Annotated in this window: 29 protein-coding genes and 1 riboswitch; of the genes, 16 read left to right on the top strand and 13 right to left on the bottom strand. The window is 55.2% G+C overall.

Annotation, left to right across the window (positions count from 1 at the left end; all coding sequences use genetic code 11):
• Positions 1-270 precede the first annotated feature (270 nt).
• Complete coding sequence (locus ACMGGW_RS12905) at positions 271-1,353, top strand: porin (RefSeq protein WP_380825012.1); 1,083 nt, start codon at positions 271-273, stop codon at positions 1,351-1,353.
• Between the two features lie 242 nt (positions 1,354-1,595).
• Here ACMGGW_RS12905 and ACMGGW_RS12900 read toward each other — a convergent pair whose 3' ends face one another.
• Together ACMGGW_RS12900 and ACMGGW_RS12895 are read right to left on the bottom strand one after the other, a co-directional pair.
• Positions 1,596-1,820 carry a biofilm development regulator YmgB/AriR family protein gene (locus tag ACMGGW_RS12900; RefSeq protein ID WP_016927388.1) on the bottom strand — a complete coding sequence of 75 codons (225 nt, stop codon included), beginning with the start codon at positions 1,818-1,820 and terminating at the stop codon, positions 1,596-1,598.
• Between the two features lie 123 nt (positions 1,821-1,943).
• Positions 1,944-2,135, bottom strand: coding sequence for a YebW family protein (locus ACMGGW_RS12895; RefSeq protein ID WP_004934567.1), 192 nt, complete (start codon positions 2,133-2,135; stop codon positions 1,944-1,946).
• Positions 2,136-2,363: 228 nt separating this feature from the next.
• Here ACMGGW_RS12895 and lysM point away from each other — a divergent pair, with 228 nt between their 5' ends.
• The 5 genes from lysM to ACMGGW_RS12870 all read left to right on the top strand — a co-directional run bounded on the left by lysM (position 2,364) and on the right by ACMGGW_RS12870 (position 5,242).
• Positions 2,364-2,810: a peptidoglycan-binding protein LysM gene (gene lysM / locus ACMGGW_RS12890; RefSeq protein WP_025303174.1), complete on the top strand. Its 447-nt coding sequence runs from the start codon at positions 2,364-2,366 to the stop codon at positions 2,808-2,810.
• A gap of 265 nt (positions 2,811-3,075) precedes the next feature.
• Complete coding sequence (locus ACMGGW_RS12885) at positions 3,076-3,231, top strand: hypothetical protein (RefSeq protein ID WP_016927390.1); 156 nt, start codon at positions 3,076-3,078, stop codon at positions 3,229-3,231.
• 23 nt (positions 3,232-3,254) lie between these two features.
• On the top strand, positions 3,255-3,419 hold the full coding sequence (locus ACMGGW_RS12880; protein ID WP_162837923.1) for a hypothetical protein: 165 nt from the start codon (positions 3,255-3,257) through the stop codon (positions 3,417-3,419).
• A 100-nt stretch (positions 3,420-3,519) separates the two neighbouring features.
• Complete coding sequence (locus tag ACMGGW_RS12875; protein WP_025303173.1) at positions 3,520-4,461, top strand: pirin family protein; 942 nt, start codon at positions 3,520-3,522, stop codon at positions 4,459-4,461.
• A gap of 427 nt (positions 4,462-4,888) precedes the next feature.
• Positions 4,889-5,242: a DUF1304 domain-containing protein gene (locus tag ACMGGW_RS12870; protein ID WP_025303172.1), complete on the top strand. Its 354-nt coding sequence runs from the start codon at positions 4,889-4,891 to the stop codon at positions 5,240-5,242.
• Between the two features lie 21 nt (positions 5,243-5,263).
• Here the strand turns inward: ACMGGW_RS12870 and ACMGGW_RS12865 are convergent, their stop codons facing one another.
• Complete coding sequence (locus tag ACMGGW_RS12865) at positions 5,264-5,650, bottom strand: helix-turn-helix domain-containing protein (RefSeq protein WP_004927697.1); 387 nt, start codon at positions 5,648-5,650, stop codon at positions 5,264-5,266.
• Positions 5,651-6,097: 447 nt separating this feature from the next.
• Entirely contained in the window at positions 6,098-6,310 is a 213-nt protein-coding gene (locus ACMGGW_RS12860; RefSeq protein WP_004927694.1) for a YccJ family protein, read from the bottom strand.
• 184 nt (positions 6,311-6,494) lie between these two features.
• On the opposite strand from ACMGGW_RS12860, the gene ACMGGW_RS12855 reads away from it, so the two are divergent.
• Positions 6,495-6,734 (top strand): DUF2766 family protein, encoded by a 240-nt coding sequence (locus ACMGGW_RS12855; RefSeq protein ID WP_025303170.1) that lies wholly within the window; start codon positions 6,495-6,497, stop codon positions 6,732-6,734.
• A gap of 40 nt (positions 6,735-6,774) precedes the next feature.
• Here ACMGGW_RS12855 and ACMGGW_RS12850 read toward each other — a convergent pair whose 3' ends face one another.
• Complete coding sequence (locus tag ACMGGW_RS12850) at positions 6,775-7,008, bottom strand: YobH family protein (RefSeq protein WP_004927690.1); 234 nt, start codon at positions 7,006-7,008, stop codon at positions 6,775-6,777.
• 161 nt (positions 7,009-7,169) lie between these two features.
• Between ACMGGW_RS12850 and ACMGGW_RS12845 the strand changes: the two genes are divergently transcribed.
• Together ACMGGW_RS12845 and ACMGGW_RS12840 are read left to right on the top strand one after the other, a co-directional pair.
• The gene (locus ACMGGW_RS12845; RefSeq protein ID WP_004927688.1) at positions 7,170-7,328 is read left to right on the top strand and encodes a PhoP/PhoQ regulator MgrB; all 159 of its coding nucleotides are present in this window, start codon (positions 7,170-7,172) and stop codon (positions 7,326-7,328) included.
• Between the two features lie 81 nt (positions 7,329-7,409).
• Positions 7,410-7,688 carry a YebO family protein gene (locus ACMGGW_RS12840; protein WP_025303169.1) on the top strand — a complete coding sequence of 93 codons (279 nt, stop codon included), beginning with the start codon at positions 7,410-7,412 and terminating at the stop codon, positions 7,686-7,688.
• A 39-nt stretch (positions 7,689-7,727) separates the two neighbouring features.
• Here the strand turns inward: ACMGGW_RS12840 and fos are convergent, their stop codons facing one another.
• Complete coding sequence (gene fos, locus ACMGGW_RS12835; RefSeq protein ID WP_197812498.1) at positions 7,728-8,135, bottom strand: fosfomycin resistance glutathione transferase; 408 nt, start codon at positions 8,133-8,135, stop codon at positions 7,728-7,730.
• A 169-nt stretch (positions 8,136-8,304) separates the two neighbouring features.
• On the opposite strand from fos, the gene ACMGGW_RS12830 reads away from it, so the two are divergent.
• From ACMGGW_RS12830 to ACMGGW_RS12820, 3 genes are all read left to right on the top strand, one after another.
• Positions 8,305-8,607: a phage protein NinX family protein gene (locus ACMGGW_RS12830; protein ID WP_004927682.1), complete on the top strand. Its 303-nt coding sequence runs from the start codon at positions 8,305-8,307 to the stop codon at positions 8,605-8,607.
• Positions 8,608-8,681: 74 nt separating this feature from the next.
• Positions 8,682-8,918, top strand: coding sequence for a DUF4060 family protein (locus tag ACMGGW_RS12825; protein ID WP_025303167.1), 237 nt, complete (start codon positions 8,682-8,684; stop codon positions 8,916-8,918).
• A gap of 175 nt (positions 8,919-9,093) precedes the next feature.
• Complete coding sequence (locus ACMGGW_RS12820) at positions 9,094-10,455, top strand: amino acid permease (protein WP_043143564.1); 1,362 nt, start codon at positions 9,094-9,096, stop codon at positions 10,453-10,455.
• Positions 10,456-10,501: 46 nt separating this feature from the next.
• Here ACMGGW_RS12820 and ACMGGW_RS12815 read toward each other — a convergent pair whose 3' ends face one another.
• Positions 10,502-10,792 carry a hypothetical protein gene (locus tag ACMGGW_RS12815; RefSeq protein ID WP_033640076.1) on the bottom strand — a complete coding sequence of 97 codons (291 nt, stop codon included), beginning with the start codon at positions 10,790-10,792 and terminating at the stop codon, positions 10,502-10,504.
• Positions 10,793-11,012: 220 nt separating this feature from the next.
• On the opposite strand from ACMGGW_RS12815, the gene ACMGGW_RS12810 reads away from it, so the two are divergent.
• From ACMGGW_RS12810 to cspE, 3 genes are all read left to right on the top strand, one after another.
• Entirely contained in the window at positions 11,013-12,047 is a 1,035-nt protein-coding gene (locus tag ACMGGW_RS12810) for an MBL fold metallo-hydrolase (protein WP_043143568.1), read from the top strand.
• 680 nt (positions 12,048-12,727) lie between these two features.
• Positions 12,728-12,844, top strand: a complete 117-nt coding sequence (locus tag ACMGGW_RS12805) for a DUF2627 domain-containing protein (RefSeq protein ID WP_002211058.1) — start codon at positions 12,728-12,730, stop codon at positions 12,842-12,844.
• Positions 12,845-12,885: 41 nt separating this feature from the next.
• Entirely contained in the window at positions 12,886-13,095 is a 210-nt protein-coding gene (cspE, locus tag ACMGGW_RS12800; protein ID WP_002221949.1) for a transcription antiterminator/RNA stability regulator CspE, read from the top strand.
• A 52-nt stretch (positions 13,096-13,147) separates the two neighbouring features.
• Here the strand turns inward: cspE and pgeF are convergent, their stop codons facing one another.
• A complete protein-coding gene (pgeF, locus tag ACMGGW_RS12795) occupies positions 13,148-13,864 on the bottom strand; it encodes a peptidoglycan editing factor PgeF (protein ID WP_025303163.1) in 717 nt (238 codons plus the stop codon).
• A 161-nt stretch (positions 13,865-14,025) separates the two neighbouring features.
• Between pgeF and rlmA the strand changes: the two genes are divergently transcribed.
• Positions 14,026-14,844, top strand: a complete 819-nt coding sequence (rlmA, locus tag ACMGGW_RS12790) for a 23S rRNA (guanine(745)-N(1))-methyltransferase (protein WP_089181008.1) — start codon at positions 14,026-14,028, stop codon at positions 14,842-14,844.
• 61 nt (positions 14,845-14,905) lie between these two features.
• Here the strand turns inward: rlmA and mntP are convergent, their stop codons facing one another.
• The 5 genes from mntP to manX form a co-directional block, all read right to left on the bottom strand.
• Positions 14,906-15,475 carry a manganese efflux pump MntP gene (mntP, locus tag ACMGGW_RS12785; protein WP_025303161.1) on the bottom strand — a complete coding sequence of 190 codons (570 nt, stop codon included), beginning with the start codon at positions 15,473-15,475 and terminating at the stop codon, positions 14,906-14,908.
• 7 nt (positions 15,476-15,482) lie between these two features.
• A riboswitch (yybP-ykoY riboswitch) is annotated at positions 15,483-15,670 on the bottom strand.
• A 218-nt stretch (positions 15,671-15,888) separates the two neighbouring features.
• A complete protein-coding gene (locus ACMGGW_RS12780) occupies positions 15,889-16,347 on the bottom strand; it encodes a DUF986 family protein (RefSeq protein ID WP_025303160.1) in 459 nt (152 codons plus the stop codon).
• Positions 16,348-16,397: 50 nt separating this feature from the next.
• On the bottom strand, positions 16,398-17,240 hold the full coding sequence (locus ACMGGW_RS12775) for a PTS mannose transporter subunit IID (protein ID WP_015378157.1): 843 nt from the start codon (positions 17,238-17,240) through the stop codon (positions 16,398-16,400).
• Between the two features lie 15 nt (positions 17,241-17,255).
• Complete coding sequence (locus tag ACMGGW_RS12770) at positions 17,256-18,056, bottom strand: PTS mannose/fructose/sorbose transporter subunit IIC (RefSeq protein WP_015378156.1); 801 nt, start codon at positions 18,054-18,056, stop codon at positions 17,256-17,258.
• A 56-nt stretch (positions 18,057-18,112) separates the two neighbouring features.
• Complete coding sequence (gene manX, locus ACMGGW_RS12765) at positions 18,113-19,063, bottom strand: PTS mannose transporter subunit IIAB (protein ID WP_197832273.1); 951 nt, start codon at positions 19,061-19,063, stop codon at positions 18,113-18,115.
• Positions 19,064-19,296 lie beyond the last annotated feature (233 nt).

Raw genomic sequence — 19,296 nt, 5'->3', positions numbered from 1 at the left:
GATGCACCATTTTGGTTATAAGTTATGTGATAAAAAATTCTTATATTCAATAGGTTATATTCTTTCTTTTTTGAAATATTTAGTTACAAATAAACATGCTTTCTCCTCGTTGTTTCATGAACTTTTTGATTTTAAGTTTTGATTCATGATGCTAATGTCACATCACCCCACATTAGGGGGGCTCATAAAATACCAAAAGATAAAATCACAGCCCAAACTATAAATTGGGCGTGACGGGCAGGGTTCTAATTATAATATCTAGGAAAATAAATGATGAAACGCAGTGTATTAGCCTTAGCTGTCGCCCTCGGGGCGATCACCTCCTTCGCCAACGCGGCTGAAATCTACAATAAGGATGGTAATAAACTCGACCTGTACGGCCGCGTTAACGCCAAGCATTATTTCAGCGACAGTAAGTCCAATGACGGCGATATGACCTATGTTCGCCTGGGCTTCAAAGGCGAAACGCAAATCAATGACCAGTTGACCGGTTACGGTCAGTGGGAATACAACGTCCAGGCCAATCACGACGAAGCGCAGGGCACCGCCGGCACCAAAACGCGTCTGGGCTTCGCGGGGCTGAAATTCGGCAACTACGGTTCTTTCGACTACGGCCGTAACTACGGTGTGGTGTATGACGCCGAGGCTTACACCGACATGCTGCCAGAATTCGGCGGCGACTCCTACAGCTATACCGATAACTTTATGACCGCCCGTTCCAACGGTTTGGCTACCTACCGTAACCGTGATTTCTTCGGTTTGGTGGAAGGCCTGAATCTGGCGGTGCAGTATCAGGGTAAAAACGACGGCGACGGTCGCAGCGTGACCAAGCAAAACGGCGACGGTTACGGCCTGTCCCTGGACTACCAGGACATCGGCGGTTCCGGCATCGGCGTAGCGGCGGCGTTCTCTGATTCTAACCGCACCAGCAAGCAAAAAGAGCTGCAGTATGGTAAGGGCGACAGCGCCACTGCATGGACCACCGCAGTGAAATACGACGCCAACCAGGTTTACCTGGCCGCGATGTATGCCGAAACCCGTAACATGACGCCGATCAGCGTCAGTGGCACCTCCGGCTTCGCCAATAAAACGCAAAACTTCGAAGTGGTGGCCCAGTATCAATTCGAAAACGGCCTGCGTCCTTCCTTGGGCTACGTGCAGTCCAAAGGCAAGGATATCGAAGGGATCGGTGATGCCGACCTGGTGAAATATGTGGAAGTGGGGGCGACTTACTACTTCAACAAAAATATGTACACCTACGTTGATTATCAAATCAACCAGCTGAGCGACAATAACAAACTGAAACTGGCCAACGATGATATCGTTGCCGTCAGCTTGACGTATCGCTTCTAAGCGGCAATTTCATTACCTTCATCCTGTGTCGGGAGTGGTAATCAGGCAGGGCGTAAGCCCTGCCTTAGCTTGCTGACAAAGGAGGAAAAAGCGTGGTTTTTCCTCCTTTGTGGTGAGCAGTCGAAAATCAATGAATTGATTTTCCTTATTTTAAAGGTTGTCTTCGGTAAACCTGGTAATGTCATCAGGTTTGTCATTAACCTCAGGCAGGGCGCAAGCCCTGCCTTTGTTTTATCGGGAACTCAGCCTTTGGGTGCCAACCCGACCAGCTCAATGGCGGAACGCAGCGCGGCGAAACGTTGCTGATCCTGCTCCCGCTCTATTTCGGTCACCAGCTGTGAAAGAATATTGCCGCCGGATACTTTTTTATGGTTTTTGATTAACTGCAACACTGCGTCGCCTAACGCCAGGCTGACGTCGCGCAGCAGAGTTTCATATTGCTCGTTGGAATGAGCTGATGCTGGCATGACCTTTCTCTGTCTCTCTCTTCTTCGGGAGCCGCAATTTAGCAAAACAGCGGCCTTATGCCTCGGAGGAAGGCGAAGTTTCTGATGAAATCAGAAATTCCTCAGCATCGCGCGGGGAGGGAATTAAAAATCCGAATATTCGCTGGCTGGCAACCAGAAGCCGTCAATGAACTCTTCCATGGGATAACAACCGGCGTGTCGCAAGTTCTGTTCCTTCATCGCGACCAGGCATTGTGGCTCGTCGCGCAATATGTCGACCACCATTTCACTGCAGCCACCATCCAGATAACAGACAAACATCACCAATGCGTACATCGTTGCACGCCTCCTTCGTCGAGTTGCCTTGTCTGCAACAGTGTAGGTAAAAAAGCACGATTTTTCAGCATCATTGCGCAATTAATCACCGTTGAAACGCCGCTGACGACACTTTCGGAATACTCTACCCGTTTCTGGCGCCGTGAGCGGATGGCATATCCTTTTGACGATGCTAAGCTTAACAAGCCTTACTTAAACGCATTAATGCAACCATCAAAAGGAGTGAATATGGGCTTGTTTAACTTCGTCAAAGAAGCGGGAGAAAAACTGTGGGACACAGTCACCGGCAATGCCTCCGCCGAAGATCAAGGCGCCAAACTCAAGGAGCATCTCGATAAGAGCGGCTTGCCGGGCACCGACAAAGTCGATGTGCAGGTGGTCGATGGTAAAGCCGTAGTGACCGGCGATGCCGTCAGCCAGGAGTTAAAAGAGAAGATCCTGGTGGCTATCGGCAACGTGGCGGGTATCAGCGGGGTGGAAGACAAGGTGGCGGTGACGCAACCCGACGCCGAGAGCCGCTTCTATACCGTGAAGAAGGGCGATACGCTGAGCGCGATCTCTAAAGAGATGTACGGCAACGCCAATCTGTATAACAAGATTTTTGAAGCCAACAAGCCGATGCTGTCGAGCCCGGACAAGATTTATCCGGGGCAGGTATTGCGTATCCCGCAATAACGCATCGGTCTGCCATAGCCCGGTTGCGTACCGGGCTTTTTTTTGTCCTCTGCAATAAGCGTCTCTTATTTCCCTGCGATCTCCATGCCAGTTACATCTCCCCTGTGTCCCTGCTCGCTCGCCGGCAGGGGCGGTGTTGACCCTGATGGGGAAAATTGATAGCGTCATCTCCCGGTTGAGGCCGGAACGACCAAGGCGCCAACGTGCGTGCCTTATTCTGAGGGGATATTTTGCCCCGTCAAACAGCAATGCAGCAGTTGAACGAGTGAAAACCGATTTAGTGAAACAACAGCGTAACGCCTCAACGGATAAAAATTATCGAGAAACCTTGGGTGATGCGCAATTTGCGATCGTCGTGTTGGCGGTGGCGTCCTGCTCACTGATTATCTTTACGCTGGCGGTCACGCTGTGGGTGACCTGACGCGATTAACTAGGGGAGATAAAATGGAGCCTAATCTCCATGATGAAACCAAACTGCTGGCGATCATCGGCCTGTTGGTGTCCGTGCTGCTGGTGGTATCAATTCTCTTTGGCGTGACCTATTTCTCCGATCTCAGGCACGCGCATGACGATATAGACATCAAGAGCTGCTATATCAAAGCGTCCTGAATCGCGCGAACGCGCTGAGCGTCGCCGCTCTGTGGGGGCTACCCTGTGTTAAGATTGGGGGTACCCTTGGCGAATCGGCGCCATTCAGGAGGTCTTTGCGATGAGTCAGTCACGTCCTACGCTCTCTTCATCTTCACGCGAATGCCCTGTCGTTGACGGCGTGCGCCAGATACAACGTATTGCCGTGCGTAATGCCGAAGTGGGAGGTATCCCGATCAATCGTGCGTTGCCAACTCGGGAGCGGCGCACCGTCGGCGCCTGGTGTTTTCTCGATCACGCTGGACCGACGGTATTCAACGGCACCTCGCCCGGCATGGATGTGGGGCCGCATCCGCACATCGGGCTGCAAACGTTCACCTGGATGATAGAGGGTGAAGTGCTGCACCGTGACAGCCTCGGCAGTGAGCAAGTGATTCGCCCAGGGCAGGTTAATCTGATGACCGCAGGGCGTGGCATTGCGCATACGGAACAGTCGGTGGGCGAGCAGCGGCGATTGCATGCCGCACAATTATGGATCGCGCTGCCGGCCGAACATGCCGACATGGCGCCACGTTTCGATCACTATCCGGACTTGCCACAATGGCAGAATAACGGCGTGAATCACCGTTTGTTGGTCGGGGAATTTGGCGCTTATCGTTCACCGGTGTTTACTTTCTCGCCACTAATTGCCATTGATATGGAGTGGCAGGAAGCGGCGAGGATAGAATTGCCGCTGCGCGATGATTATGAAATCGGCTTTTTGCCCCTTATTGGTGCATTTGAACTTAATGGTGAAACTTTTTCACCTGATGAGTTTGCCTATTTGGGCATGAAGAATAACTCTATTGGGTTAAATGCACGGAAGGGCAGCCGGGGATTATTAATCGGTGGAGTGCCACTAAACGAAGAGATCCTTATCTGGTGGAATTTCGTTGGCCATACCAAAGCTGAAATTACTCAGGCTCAGCATGATTGGGAGCAAGAGGCGCCGCGTTTCCCGGCGGTTGACGGTTATTCTGGTGAGCGCATGACCGCGCCACGCCTGCCCTGGAGCGATGTTTGATAGCGTTAGGATATAATCGCCGCGGTTATTCGGCTTATTTCGCTCTAATAAGGCGTAATTAATGTGATCGCGGCTCCAGCTTTAGGACAATATAAGGTTTCTCGGCGGAAAAGTGATCTGGCGCATATAATGACAACGAGAAGAAGTTTAGGATAATCCTCAGGAAGTCAGGTTGTCTCCCGTTAGTCAGATGTCAGTGAGGTCATTATGAGCCAGGTACTCTATCGTGCAAGACTGTCCCATGTCGTGGTTGCCACGGCGTTGTTTTGGGTCTCTGTCGCGGCATTGTTGGTCGCCGTATTAAACTAACCTCAAAAAATGACTCCTGCATAAACCCGCTTCGGCGGGTTTTTTTATCTCTATCGATGGGGAGGTGAGAGGCGGCGTTTATAATTGACGACATCTTCAATAAACGACAGGGATCATCATGAAGCTCTTTGCCGATATTTTGTTGCTGCTCATCGCAGCGCTCCATCTTTATATCCTGGTGTTGGAAATGTTCCTGTGGCGTACGCCACTCGGCAGACGCGCATTTGGCACGACGGCGGAGTTCGCTGCAGCCACGCGGGTGTTGGCCGCCAATCAGGGGTTGTACAACGGCTTTCTGGCGTTGGGGTTGGCATGGAGCTACTGGCGTGAGGATATGGCGCTGCAGCTGTTTTTTCTCGGGTGTGTGCTGGCGGCCGGCGTATTCGGCGGCCTGAGCGCCAGCCGTAAAATTCTCTGGGTGCAGGCTCTGCCGGCCGCGATCGCGATACTGGCGGTCTGGGGAACGCGTTAACCCGCCGGTTTACGGCGGGCTTCAGGCGGATTTTTGATGAATGACGTGCAGCGGCGGATCGATGTGCAGATCGACGCTCAAATCCTGGCGAAAATCATAGGGCGTGATATTAAAACGCTTTCTGAACATGTAGGTGAAGTGGGACTGTGAACCGAAGCCAAAGTCCAGGGCGATATCGAAGATCGACGCTTCACTGCTGCGCAGTTGATAGACCGCGCCGGCCAGACGGCGTTCGCGAATGTATTTGCCGAGCGAAATCCCTGTCGCTTCTTTGAACAGCTTCTGCATGTGCCACAGCGAGTAGCCGGAGTACTCGGCCAACTCTTCGAGATGGATCACTCGTCCGAGGTGAGTTTCGACCCATTTGCTGAGGGCGCAGACCAATGAGAGGTGGTGTTCTTGTATCATCAGTGCGTCAGTGTGAGACCTACATAGCGGTGAAGTATACACAACTTGCCGCCGTGGACAAAAACGCCACCGATGACCGGGGGGGATTATTCGGAAAAACCGTTGAACCGCCGCTTGTCAGCCGAAAGGAAAAACGGCTAATCTGAGACTGTCGCCGCCGCGGTGGGGGACGGAAAGAAGGCCACAGCAAGTAACCGCCAAAACAGAGTCAGCCGTAACAACTCAACGTTGATGGGGTGATCGCATGTTAATGACAGTGATTATTACTCTGGTTGTAATCGTGGGCGTCGGCGCTTTTATGGCGATGCCGGTGATGAGCATGAAAAATGCGGAAAGTGTGGGAGGTGAAGAGCCGTGAGAGCAAGAGACATTGCACGCCGCTGAGCGGGGCGTTCGCTAATCGGGAAAGCCTGGGTCAGAAACCCGGGCTTTTTGTTGCGCGGGCGCTCAAACGTTTTTCCGCTCGACGGTTTCTTCTCCCCAATAAAGCTGGTCGGCGGTGGTTTTGGCAAACGCCTTCTCCAGTGCTTCATCGCTGCCTTCTTCCCAGATTTTCTGCGCCAACACTTCGTCGTTCCCTGCCAGCTCAAAAATGGCTTCGGCGATTTCCACCGAAGTTTCACGCACTGTCGCCCAGGATTTCACATTGTGATTCGCCATAACTTTCTCCTGTTGGTTGTGGCTTATGGGTGGTTTTTTGCCACCGTCATGTTGCAAGTATAGGCTAATCCGACGCGGGCTTTTGCCCGGCGGTGCGCAGAAGGGGAAAAAAACGGGGAGAGCGGGCAATGGCGCGGACGCCGTGCTATTCTGTGCGGCGTTTGAATCAAGAGGGAAAGTTATTATGTCTGACATGCTGAGCAACGAGCAGGAACTGGCTTCCGATCTGGTCGCTTGCCAACTGGTCATCAAACAGATTTTGGACGTTATCGACGTGATTGCGCCGACCGAAGTGCGCGACAAGATGGCGGGTCAGCTAAAAAGCATCGATTTCTCCACGCACCCGGCAGGTGCCGATCCGGTGACACGCCGAGCGATTGACAAGGCGATTGCGCTGATCGAGATGAAATTCACCCGCAGCTGAGGCGGGGCCGCCGCAAAGCGACGGCGTCGGGCGGTGGCGGTTAATCCACCACCGTTTCGATTTTCTTGAACAACGGGCAGTCGGCTACGCCGATGAAACCGTTGTCGCCATTCACGTACTGGGCGATCGCCACGTTGCGCGCCGTCAGGTATTTGCACTGCAATCCCAACCCGCCAACGTTTTTGTTGCTGCCGATCAGCACGCCGTAACCCGAGATCAAAAAACCGCCGTAAATGACCGCTAGCACCAGTACCCACTTAATCAATTTGCTCATTGCGCTTCCTCATTATCCCTGAGGGTTCATCTAGCCATGACTGCCGCGCGACGACAAGGGTAACAGTCTGAAAACCGGGCAATAGCCAGAAATCTAAACGGAAAGTTAAACTTCGTTTAACTTCGCTGTGATAACATGCGCGATAGATTACCCAGATAACAATGAGGCTGCTAAATTTGTTGCGAAAAAAAATCCTCGTGATAATGACGGCCGTCGCTGCCTGCCTGTTTTTCTACCTGCTGGCGCTGGATAGCTATTGCGACGACGGTGGAAATTTTGCGTTGGGCATCTGTTCGGTGACCCGCTTCGTGCCCTGGTAAGCAATTTTCGGTAGGGATGTTCGCACGGCCGCCGCGAGTGCTAAGATGGCGGCCTGAATTTCGCAGTAGATAGGGTTGTCCATGTACGATTTAGGTTTTGGCCAGAACGGCCTGTTGTCGCTGGCGCTCGCCGTTGTGGCATTGTTGGCCGGGCTGTGGGTTTGGTTCCTGGTGAACCGCGCCAGTGTGCGCGCCAACGAGCAGATTCGCCTGCTGCAGGAAATTGCCGAGCAACAACGCCAGCAAACGGCGCTGTTGAAGCGTTTGGCGCACAGCGCAGGCGCTGACGGCGCCGCTGCGGCTGACGACGACGATCTCAGCCCCGCGCTGGATTTCAAAGGTTTTATCCCCGAACGTTGAACATGATGCTCCGGCCGGCGGCAGCGTCGCCGGGGCGTTTCAGTAAAACACCATGCCCTGATACGGTTTTTCCCGGCATGCCGCCAGGCGGCTGGCCAGATCGCCGGCATGGATCTCCAACTGATGCCCATCGGGATCGAGAAAGTAGAGCGATTCGCCTTCGCTGCGATTGCTTTTCCACTCTTCGACGCCGGCCTGGCGCAGCCGCTCGCTGACCCGTTCAATGTATTCCGGCGCGACGCTGAAGGCGTAATGGGTGTAATCACGCTCCCGTGGTTGCATGCGGGCCTCATCCAATGACAGACACAGCCACAACGCCCCCAACGACAGATAGGCGCCGCCTTGCCAGCGGGCGTGAGGGGTAAACCCCAACAGATGACGATAAAAATCGAAGCTGCGATCGAGATCGCTGACGGCGAGCGTCAGGTGGTTGAGGCCGGTCAACATGCGTGCGTTTCCTGGGCGCTAAACAGAGGAAAAGTGTACGCAGAAGGGGAGAAAAGTTAAAGGGAGCAAAACATTAGTTCAGATAATGTGAAAACCGGCGGCACTGTCATAAAACTGTCTTACAGACATCGTAATGTAGCGCGAACCTTACGAAAGATGGATGAAGCCGATGATTAAATGGTACGAAGAAAGCGATGCCGAAGTGAACCGCAGCATCGCGCTGCTGACCGGAGAGAACCCGGACAAGTGGTATCCCTACGGTGGCGTGAAAGGTAAAGATTACTGCAAGAATCCCTCCGATGCCTGGCCGATCATTTGCGCCAACAAAATCAGTCTGAACCCCGACAACCAAAGCGACAGCCCGCAGTGGCAGGCGCGCATGAGCACCCAGGGCGGTGAATGGCAGGCGGACAGCGCCAGCCCGCTGCGCGCGGCGATGATCTGCTTCCTGATGAGCCGGCAGGCTAACTGAGTCGAACAATACCGGTGATTGGTAAGAGTTTCTCCTTTTTCTAATAACAGAGCTGTCGTTGGCGGAGGCTGTTTATGAAGCGCATTATCAAAGGTGATAAAAACTTGTCTCATCTGGTGATTGCCCATGCGGCGATCGATCGTCATGCCGAAAGCTTTGGCCAGCGTCGTCAGGGGTGGCCCTCGACCTACCTGATAAAATATCAAAACGATCGCGTGGCGGTGGAAGTGGTCACGCGTCGCCAATCTTATGTCGCCACGCTGATGATAGGCGCGCGCAACCTGACCAAACTGTGCGGCATGCCTGGCTGAACGCCGCCATTTCACGCTTTCTCACGGTTAAAAAATCGCGCTCCGCTACGCCGTCTCGGGGCGCTTCTCCTTGATGCTCACGGGGTTAAGTGTTAAAAAGCCGCCCGCAGATACATTTATTGATTGGTGAAATCTTGGCCGATAACGGCAAGGGTGTACGCCATATGAGGATAAGATGGGCGGTCAGCATCAGGATACTCCGCTAAAACGCGGCTTAAAAAACAGACATATACAGCTTATTGCCCTCGGGGGCGCCATTGGCACCGGTTTATTTCTCGGCATTGCGCAAACCATCAAGATGGCCGGCCCCGCCGTGCTGTTGGGCTACGCCATCGGCGGTTTTATCGCGTTTTTGATCATGCGCCAACTGGGCGAAATGGTGGTGGAGGAGCCGGTCGCCGGATCTTTCAGCCACTTTGCCTATAAGTATTGGGGCGACTTCGCCGGCTTTCTTTCCGGTTGGAATTATTGGGCGATGTTCATTCTGGTCGGCATGGCGGAATTGACCGCCGTCGGCATCTACATTCAGTACTGGTGGCCGGAGATCCCCACCTGGGCCTCCGCCGCGCTGTTTTTCGTGCTGATCAACCTGATTAACCTGGTGAATGTGCGCCTGTACGGCGAAACCGAGTTCTGGTTCGCCATTATCAAGGTGGTGGCGATTGTCGGCATGATCGTGTTCGGCGCCTGGCTGTTGGCGAGCGGCAACGGCGGGCCACAGGCCAGCATCACCAACCTGTGGCAGCAGGGTGGCTTTATGCCGCACGGCTTCTCGGGGCTGGTGATGGCGATGGCGGTGATCATGTTCTCGTTCGGCGGCCTGGAAATGGTCGGCATCACCGCGGCGGAGGCCGCCGATCCGCGTCGCAGCATTCCTAAAGCCACCAATCAGGTGGTGTACCGCATTCTGATCTTCTATATCGGCTCGCTGACTGTGCTGCTGTCGCTCTATCCGTGGGGGCAAGTGGTGGAGGGCGGTAGCCCGTTCGTGTTGATCTTCCATGCGCTGAACAGCAATCTGGTGGCAACCGTGCTCAACGTGGTGGTATTGACCGCCGCGCTGTCTGTTTACAACAGCGGTGTCTACGCCAACAGCCGCATGCTGTTTGGGCTGGCCAGCCAAGGCAATGCACCGAAGGCGCTGACGCGCGTTAACAAGCGCGGCGTGCCGGTGCTGTCCATCGCGCTGTCGGCGTTGATTACTTCGATCGGTGTGCTGATTAACTACCTGATGCCCGGTAAGGCGTTCGAGTTACTGATGGCGCTGGTGGTTTCAACGTTGGTCATCAACTGGGTGATGATCTGCCTGGCGCACCTGAAATTCCGCGCTGCCAAGAACCGCCAGGGCGTCATTCCCAGCTTTAAGGCGCTGTGGTATCCGTTCGGCAACTACCTGTGTCTGGCGTTCCTCGGCCTGATTCTGGTGATTATGTATTTCAGCGAAGGGATCCGTATTTCGGTGCTTTTGATGCCGCTGTGGGTTGCGGTGCTGTGGTGCGGGTTTATGCTGACGCGCCGCAAAGACGCCAAGCGTTAATCTGTGTGCTGCGGAGGCGTATGGCGCGCCTCCGCTTCTCTTCTCGTTAGCCGCGCGGCATAAAGGCGCGCCCCTCTCCGTGCCCCCGCCCCAGCAGTTTCCGGCACAGCAACAGCAGAGTACTGATCACGTCGATGGCCACCACGCTGAGCATCAGCAGGGTCAACATGAAGAATCCGAGCAGTGAACCGCCCAGCAGCACCAGCGGTGCAGGTACGCGCAGACGGCGCAACTTCATGGCGAAATACATTTTCCAGTATTGCTTCTGCGCCAGCAGCGCGCTGCGAATACGGCGCCCCAGGCTTGAGCCTGATTTGCGGGATGTAGAACGACTCATAACTTCTCCTTTTCTGTATGCCCTACAAGTCAATCACAAAGATCTTAAGAGAGTCTTAACGGGCTCTTGGCGGCCCTGGCTGTCTCACCGGAGTGAGACAACAGCATACGGCAAAAGGTCCCGAGATGCAGCGCACGGCTGACAAAGTGCGAGCTTCATCGGGTTTGTTACACTGAAAGTCATGCCCGTGCAGGGCGCAGTGGTCGGGAGAAAAGGCTGGATGAAAAGAATCAACCGTTATTACGACGCGGCCAAGGCGCATCATACGCCGGAGGGATTTCGCAACCTGGAACCTTCGCGGCGTCAGGAGGGGGACCTTCAACGTTGGCAAGATGAACGCAAGCGCCAGGGATTGCCCAAGCCGCCGCAGCAGGGTTACGCACAATTTACCGAACGCTGGTGGCAGCCTGCCGATCTCAGCGGCAACGACGACAGCGTCTGGTGGTTGGGGCATGCCTCGATGCTGCTGCGGTTGAGCGGGCGCTATATCCTGATCGATCCGGTGTTGTCCGAACGTGCATCGCCACTGAGCTTTTACGGCCCGAAGCGCAGAACGCCGCCGCCGCTGACGGTGGAGCAACTGCCGGCGGTGGATGCGGTACTGATCTCCCATAACCATTATGACCACCTTGACAGGCGCACGGTGCGGCAATTGGCGCGGCGTTTCCCTCAGGCCGAGTTCATCGTGCCGCTCGGCTTGAAGCGCTGGTTCCGCCGTTATCGGCTGAAGGTGCATGAGCTGGACTGGTGGCAAAGTCTGCCGTTGGGCGAGCTGACGGTCTACGCCACGCCGGCGCGGCACTGGAGCATGCGCACGCTGTGGGATCGCAATCGCTCACTGTGGTGTGGATGGGTGATCCACCATCCGGGGCTGCGGTTTTATTTTTCCGGCGACAGCGGTTATTCGGAACGGCTGGCGGAGATTGGTCAACGGCTGGGGCCGTTCGACGTGGCGGCGCTGCCCATCGGCGCCTACGCACCGCGCTGGTTTATGCAGGAGCAGCATATGGATCCGCAGCAGTCGGTGACGCTGTACCGTCAACTCAATCAGCCGCGCGCCATTCCCATCCATTGGGGGGTATTCGAATTGGCGGATGAGTCGCTGGACGAACCGCCGCAGCAGTTGAATCTGGCGCTGAGTGAGGCGGGGCTTGAACAGCATCAATTCCACCCGCTGAAGATTGGCGAGCGCATCGCGTTGCAGGATTCTCAGCAAGCGTGGTCTCTTCGCCCTGCGGTACAGAGGAAAGAATAAGAGCAACGGTTTGAAAGCGCGGCAGTAATTAGCAAAATTGATAAGTGCGGGTGGTGATTCAAATAACCACCCGATCTTCAGGATTTAATTCAACGCCACACTTTTGCTATTCATAAGATTATTCCGGCTATTCGGACTCATGGTTTTCGGATTATTTAGGATGAAGCCACTGGCCAGCGGGAGAGGCGTCTGGACGTTGCATGCTTATGCAACCGTTGTGCAGGACGGTAACATCATCGCCCGCCTGTGTGCTGCTCCTGCTCGCGCGGTGTGGCGGCAGGGCTGAAGGCTGATGATGATGCGTTTTCGACGGTAAAGGGTCGGAGCAGCGATGAATAAATTGGCCCCCGTTCATCGATATTCAAATGTTGCATATCAAATTCCATAAAGATTCAAATTTTTTAACGCTATAAGCGGCAAAAAAGCGGAAATGACGAGACGGACATGCGACAAAACGATGAAAGTTTTGTTAAAACTCCACCAGAATGCGGGGTCTGGTGCGGTGGTTTTAGCAAGCAGAAAATAGCCGATGCTTCAACATCTTTTGGCCTATTTAAGCAAATGTGGCTCTCGACCGTTTCAAATATGTGCGACATGTCGTTCAGTGATTAAAAATGGCTTGCCATCGCATACAGAGTATGTGATAACGCATCTGGGTAAAACGAGGTACAGTTCTGTATATGTGTGGCATTTTCAGTAAAGAAGTTCTGAGTAAAGACGTTAGCGTTGAATACCGCTTCTCTGCCGATCCTTATCTTAGTGCCTCAAGCAGTAACGACTCTAGTTTGTCTATGTAACGCCCACGGGCGGTTTAAACAATCCAAAGGAAATACTCAAGATGGCAAAGATCAAAGGTCAAGTTAAGTGGTTCAACGAGTCTAAAGGTTTCGGTTTCATCACCCCGGCTGACGGCAGCAAAGACGTGTTCGTACACTTCTCTGCAATCCAGGGTAACGGCTTCAAAACCCTGGCTGAAGGCCAGAACGTTGAGTTCGAAATCCAAGATGGCCAGAAAGGCCCATCTGCAGTAAACGTTACTGCTATCTAATCAGCGTCAGCTGTACAAAAAGCCCGCCTTCGCGCGGGCTTTTTCGTTTCCGTCATCCGGCGGCGATGACGATGCCTGCGTACTGGTTGCGGCCTTTGATCCCCGGATGCGTCGGATCCTGCGCGCGCCGATGGCTGTTGCGGCGATAGCTGGTGTATTTGAAGCGCTGCGGCCGCTGCGGGTCGACGTCCGGCGTGCAGATGGTGCAACTGCCGGCGCGGTCAACGGCGGCGAAACCGAGCGCCGTCAGCTTGTATTCGGCAATTGCGGCCAGATCCAGATGCCGGTAATGCGGGCTGATCAGCGTGGCGGGCAGCGGCAGGCGCTGTTTAAAATTCTCCACCAGCGCTTCATCGACTTCGTAGCAGCATGGGCCGGCGGCGGGGCCGATAGACACCACCCAATCGGCGGTGTCGCCATCTTGGCGAATGCGGGACGCCATCTGCTCCAGAATGCCGTCCAGTAACCCGCGCCAGCCGGCGTGTACCGCCGCGATAGCGCCACCGTCGCGGCGGCTGAACAGCACCGGCAGACAGTCCGCCGTCAGTACGCTGATCAGAATGCCGGGCTGGCGAGTATAAAAACCATCGGCCTCGCCGCACGCCTGCGCCGGTTGCAGCACGTCGACGATGCGGGTGCCGTGTACCTGCTTTTTTTCCGGCAGCGTGGCGCTGTAGGGCAGCAGATGCCCTGGCAGCAGCGCGAGTTTGCTGCCGAAGCCGTGCTGAATGTGGGGCACCGCATCGAGCAGCGCGGAACGATCGCTCATAAGTTATGTTCACCTGCGTGAGAAAACAGACTCTCAGTGTAGCCAGCTTTTTCCCCGCTTGGCCAGGTGTTGTTGGCGGCGAAAGCGAGTGGGGATGCGCCTTGCATCAAACCGGCGCCTTCTTTAGACTAGCCGCGCCCTGTCTCTCTGGAAGCCCATTCATGTCTTATCAATGTCCCCTGTGTCATCAATCGCTGCATTTTTCATCACAACACTGGCGTTGTGACGGCAATCATCAGTTCGATCAGGCCAAAGAGGGCTACGTCAATCTGCTGCCGGTACAGCACAAGCGATCGAAGCAGCCGGGAGACAGCGCGGAAATGATGCAGGCGCGGCGAGCGTTTCTCGACGGTGGATATTATCAGCCGTTGCAAGAGCAGGTGGCCGAGTGGCTGGATTTGGCGCTGGCGGCCGATGCTGGCGCGTTGTTGGACATAGGCTGTGGGGAAGGGTATTACACTGCCGCGGTGGCCGCCAGGCTGGCCCAGGAGCGCAATATGGCGGTCTATGGGCTGGATGTCGCCAAGGTGGCGATCCGCTACGCCGCTAAACGTTATCCGGCGGTCTCGTTCTGCGTCGCTTCCAGTCACCGTTTGCCGTTCGCCGATGGGGCGTTGGATGCGGTCTTGCGCATTTATGCACCTTGCAAGGCGGAGGAGCTGGCACGGGTAGTGAAGCCGGGCGGCGTGGTGCTGACGGTGTCGCCGGGCCCGCGTCATCTGTACCAGCTGAAAGAGCAGGTGTACCAGCAGGTGCAGCTGCATGCCGAACAGGATGAACAGTTCGACGGATTCGACTGCGAGCGCAAAGAGGCGCTGGCCTATACGATGACCCTACCGGGCACGCAGGCCGCCAATCTGCTGCAGATGACGCCGTTCGCCTGGCGCGCCACGCCGGAGGTGCAACAGCGGTTGGCCGAGAGCGGCGAGTTTGTGTGCGAGACGGACTTCGTGCTGGCGTTGTACCGACGTCGCGCTTAAGGGGCCTTGAACTCAAAAACAAAAAAACCTGCCGCGGCAGGTTTTTTTCAAAGCGAGCGCTTCAGGCCAGGTAGCCGAGGTGCTCCAGCAGAATGTTGACGCCGATACCGATCAGCACCACGCCGCCGAGGATTTCGGCGCGCTTGCCCAGCAGCGGGCCGATAAAGCGGCCGATCATCATGCCTAGCGTCGCCATGATCATGGTGGCGCAGCCGATGGCCATCGCGGTATGCACGATGTTCACCTGCAGGAAAGCCAGACCGACGCCGATGGCCATCGCGTCGAGGCTGGTGGCGATGGCGGTGGCGACCAGCAACCAGAAACCATGACGTTTGACCTTCTCTTCTTCATCGGGCTTGTTACGTACCCCTTCGACGATCATGCGCATGCCGAGAATGAACAGCAGCGAGAAGGCGACCCAGTGGTCCCATTCCATGATGTATTGACTGGCGAACAGGCCGATGGCCCAACCGATGAGCGGGGTGATCGCTTCGACCACGCCGAAGATCAGGCCGGTGCGGATCGCTTCGCGGAAACGGGGTTGATGCAAGCTGGCACCTTTGCCGATCGACGCGGCGAAAGCATCCATGGACATGCCAAAAGCGAGAATAAGCGTTGCTGAAAGGTTCATGTGAAATAGCCTCGGCCGGGTGGCTCCATATACACGTAACCCACCCCCAACCAAACGACGGAGTTACGTGTCTATGGTCTCGCCAACCTTACCTGGCTGCCCGCACCACGTTTCTTACGGCGAAACGAGTATGTTGATACGGGCGTTTCTGGCTTTTTATTCTCCAGAAACCGGCTACTCCCCAATGACGGCGCAACCATATCATATTATTTCCGCCACGGACAACCTTATTCTATGGCAATGTTTGTTCTTAATTGAGACTCGTTTTCATTAATCTAATTTCATGCGGGAATATAATGTAGCCAGGGGTAACAATGTTGCAGAAATAATAGTCAGAAAGGAGATTGCGCTGCCGATTAATTACCCACAAGCAGCGCAAGGTTTGAGCTAAAATAACGTTAATTTTTCTTTATTTATTGATTATCAACAAAAAAGTGGTAAATCTTCTCCAGGTCGTCCAGGTGGGTCACCTGAACCAACAGCCGGCGCTGTTCCAGGTCGACGGCCAGAATGCCGTCCTCCGATAAATTCATGGCTTTAATGCGGTTATATTCGACAAACACATTGGCGAAGAAAAAACCGTGCGCTTTAAACACCATCTTGGGAGCGCGAATATAAGAAATATAGATGGCGAGCAACGCCAAAGAAATAAGCAGATAGGTGGTTAATACCGCACCGTTGTCGGTGACATTGCGGTAAATCAGAATGGCGATCAGGCCGACGAAAATCAGGCTGTCGAGGCGGTGGCGGCGTTTAAGCGGTACTTTGAGCCGCGTTTTACCTTTCAGCAGATCCATGCCGAATTCGTCGTACAGCGAATACAGCAACAGCAGGGCGATAAACAGCATCAGTACGGCGTCGGTCAGTGACATCTCTTGCTCCATAAAAAAGCCGGGGGTTGCCCCCCGGCCGTTTCGAACGATTACAGGCCCAGCAGGCCAATCCAATAGCCAAAGATACCGATGACGAAGAAGCCGATGATGATCCACAGCGCGTTGACTTTCTTGCGCAGCAGCCACATACAGGCGAAGGTCAGCAGCAACGGCACCAGGCCCGGCATCAGCTGGTCGAGGATGGTCTGCACCGTGGTGACGTTGGTATGCCCGGTCTGGTCGGTTATCTTGGACACCACCAGCGGGATATTCACGTGCGTCCACTTGTTGACCAGCGCCCCCATGACAAACAGGCCGAGAATGGACGCTCCTTCCGTCAGTTTCTGCAGGAAGCCGCCGCCCATGTCGTTGACGATATCGACCCCTTTACGGTAACCGTAGGCCACGCCGTAGTAGCGGGTCAGCAGGCGCACCAGGTTGAACAGCACGAAGAACAGGATCGGTCCAAGCAGGCTGCCGCTCATGGCGATGCCCGCCCCAAGCGCGGCGAACACCGGTCGCACGGTGCCCCAGAAGATCGGGTCACCGACGCCCGCTAAAGGCCCCATCAAACCGACCTTGATGCCGTTGATTGCGGCGTCATCGATCGGCGCGCCGTTGGCGCGTTGCTCTTCCATCGCCATGGTCACACCGAGCACCGGCGCCGCCACGTAAGGGTGGGTGTTGAAGAACTCCAGGTGACGCTTGATCGCCTGTTTGCGATCGTCATTGTTTTCCGGATACAGGCGGCGGATCACCGGCACCATCGAGAAGCAAAAACCCAGCGCCTGCATGCGTTCGAAGTTCCATGAACCCTGGAACAGGTTCGAACGCAGGAATACGCCGCGAATATCGGCCGGCGTGAGTTTCTTTTGAGCAGTTGTATCAACCATTTCTCTCACCTATTCCTAGTCGAGTTCGTTATCGAGATCGTTCGCGTTAGCCGGGCCGGCCTGTACAACTTGAGACTTGTTGTATTTCGGGCTGAGCTGGATATACAGCACGGCCATCACCACGCCAATGACGCCGAGCGCCACCAGGTTGAAGTTGGTGAAGGCAGCGGTAACGAAACCGAGATAGAAGAACGGCATCAGGTAGCCGGCGCGCATCATGTTAATCACCATTGCGTAACCGACCACGACGATCATGCCGCCGGCGATGTTCAGGCCGCTGGTGACCACTTCCGGGATCGAGTTGAGCAAGGCGTGTACCCCGGCGGTGCCGACCGAGATGGCGACAATGACCGCCGGGATGGCGATACGCATCGCCTGCAGCAGCAGGGCACCGACATGGATCCAGCTAATGGCGCGCAGGCTGCCGCGCTCCGCCGCGCTATCCGCCGCGTGCTGGAACGCCACGGTGAGGGTACGCACGATGATGGTCAACACCTGGCCGGCCGCCGCCAGCGGAATGGCCAGGGCGATACCGGCGCCGACGCTTTGCCCGCCGGCGATGACCAGAATGGTCGAAATGATGGACGCCAGGGCAGCATCCGGCGCGACGGCCGCACCGATGTTCATCCAGCCCAGGGCGATCATTTCCAGCGTACCGCCGATGATGATGCCGGTTTTCATATCGCCGAGGATAAAGCCGATCAGGGTACAGGCGACCAGCGGACGGTGGAACTGGAACTCGTCGAGGACGGAACCCATCCCGGCGATACAGGCAACGATAAATATCAGCACAATCTGAAGAGTGGTGATCTCCATTGCACTTCTCCTATGACCAAAAAAGCTCTGAGTAAAATAATTAGCGGCTGGCGCCACTAATTGAGTTTGTTAATCAGGTCCATCATTTTTAGCCGGCTGTCGGACGAGACCTTACGTACCTCCAGCTCGATACCGCGATCGTTCAGTTTCTTAAACGCTTCGATATCTTTTTCATCGACGGAAACGGCGTTGTTCACCTGGGTTTTCCCCTGGCGGAACGCCATGCCGCCGATATTGACGGATGTAATCTCCACGCCGCCTTCCACCAAACGCCAGACGTCGGTCGGGTTGGTGAATAACAGCATCACGCGATCGTTGGCGTATTTCGGGTTGTTCCAGACGCGGATGGCCTTCGCCACGTCCACCACGTGGGCGGTGACGCCCGGCGGGGCAACCTGGGTCAGCAGGGTCTTGCGCACATGGTCGGCGGCGACTTCATCGCTGACGACGATAATGCGGCTGACGTTGGTCTCTTTGGTCCAGCGGGTAGCGACCTGGCCGTGGATTAAGCGGTCATCGATGCGCGCCAGGCCGATTTTCATGTGGTCGTTCGGCCCCAACGGCGCCTGAGGGGCAGCGGCTTTGGCGACGGGTGCTGCGGGTTCTTCCTGCGGTTTTTTCAGCGCTTTCACGCCTTCACGGCCGGTTTCCAACGCCAGCGCCACCAGTTCATCGAAAGCGGGGTTGTCGTCCCGCGCCATGAAGGTTTCCACCAGCATCGGGATGTTGACCCCGGTGACGACCTCATAGTTTTCTTTGTCGACCGCAACGCGGCTGGCGGCGTTGAACGGGCTGCCGCCCCAGGTATCCACCAGGAACAGCACGCCGCCGCTGGTATCCAACCCACTGATTTTTTCGTTGTACTTGACGATTAACGTTTCGGCATTCTCACCGGGAACGAAGTCTATAAAGGCGACGTTGTCCTGCTCGCCCAATAGCATCTCCGCCGTTTTCAGCAGTTGTTCCGCTGCAGCCCCGTGTGTGCCGATGATAATAGCTATTGCCACTCGCTACCTCCTCGTTGAACTCCAGACGCGGTGTGTGTCGTTTCTCCGCGCCGTCTTGGCAGTCACTTCCGCGGTTCAGATACATTATGGTAGAAAAAAAGAAACGCACGCCTAACATTTCTCACGCAGTTTCAAATGCCTGTGCGTGATACTTCACGAACGCGAGATTTATTTTAGTGAGTGAAAAAATATTTTTTGTGACGCTGCTCCGCTATTGAATGCTCGGGGAAATC

The organism is Serratia sp. BNK-4 (assembly GCF_048685115.1).
Classification (GTDB): domain Bacteria; phylum Pseudomonadota; class Gammaproteobacteria; order Enterobacterales; family Enterobacteriaceae; genus Serratia; species Serratia bockelmannii.
This window is presented reverse-complemented; position numbering and strand designations above follow the sequence as displayed.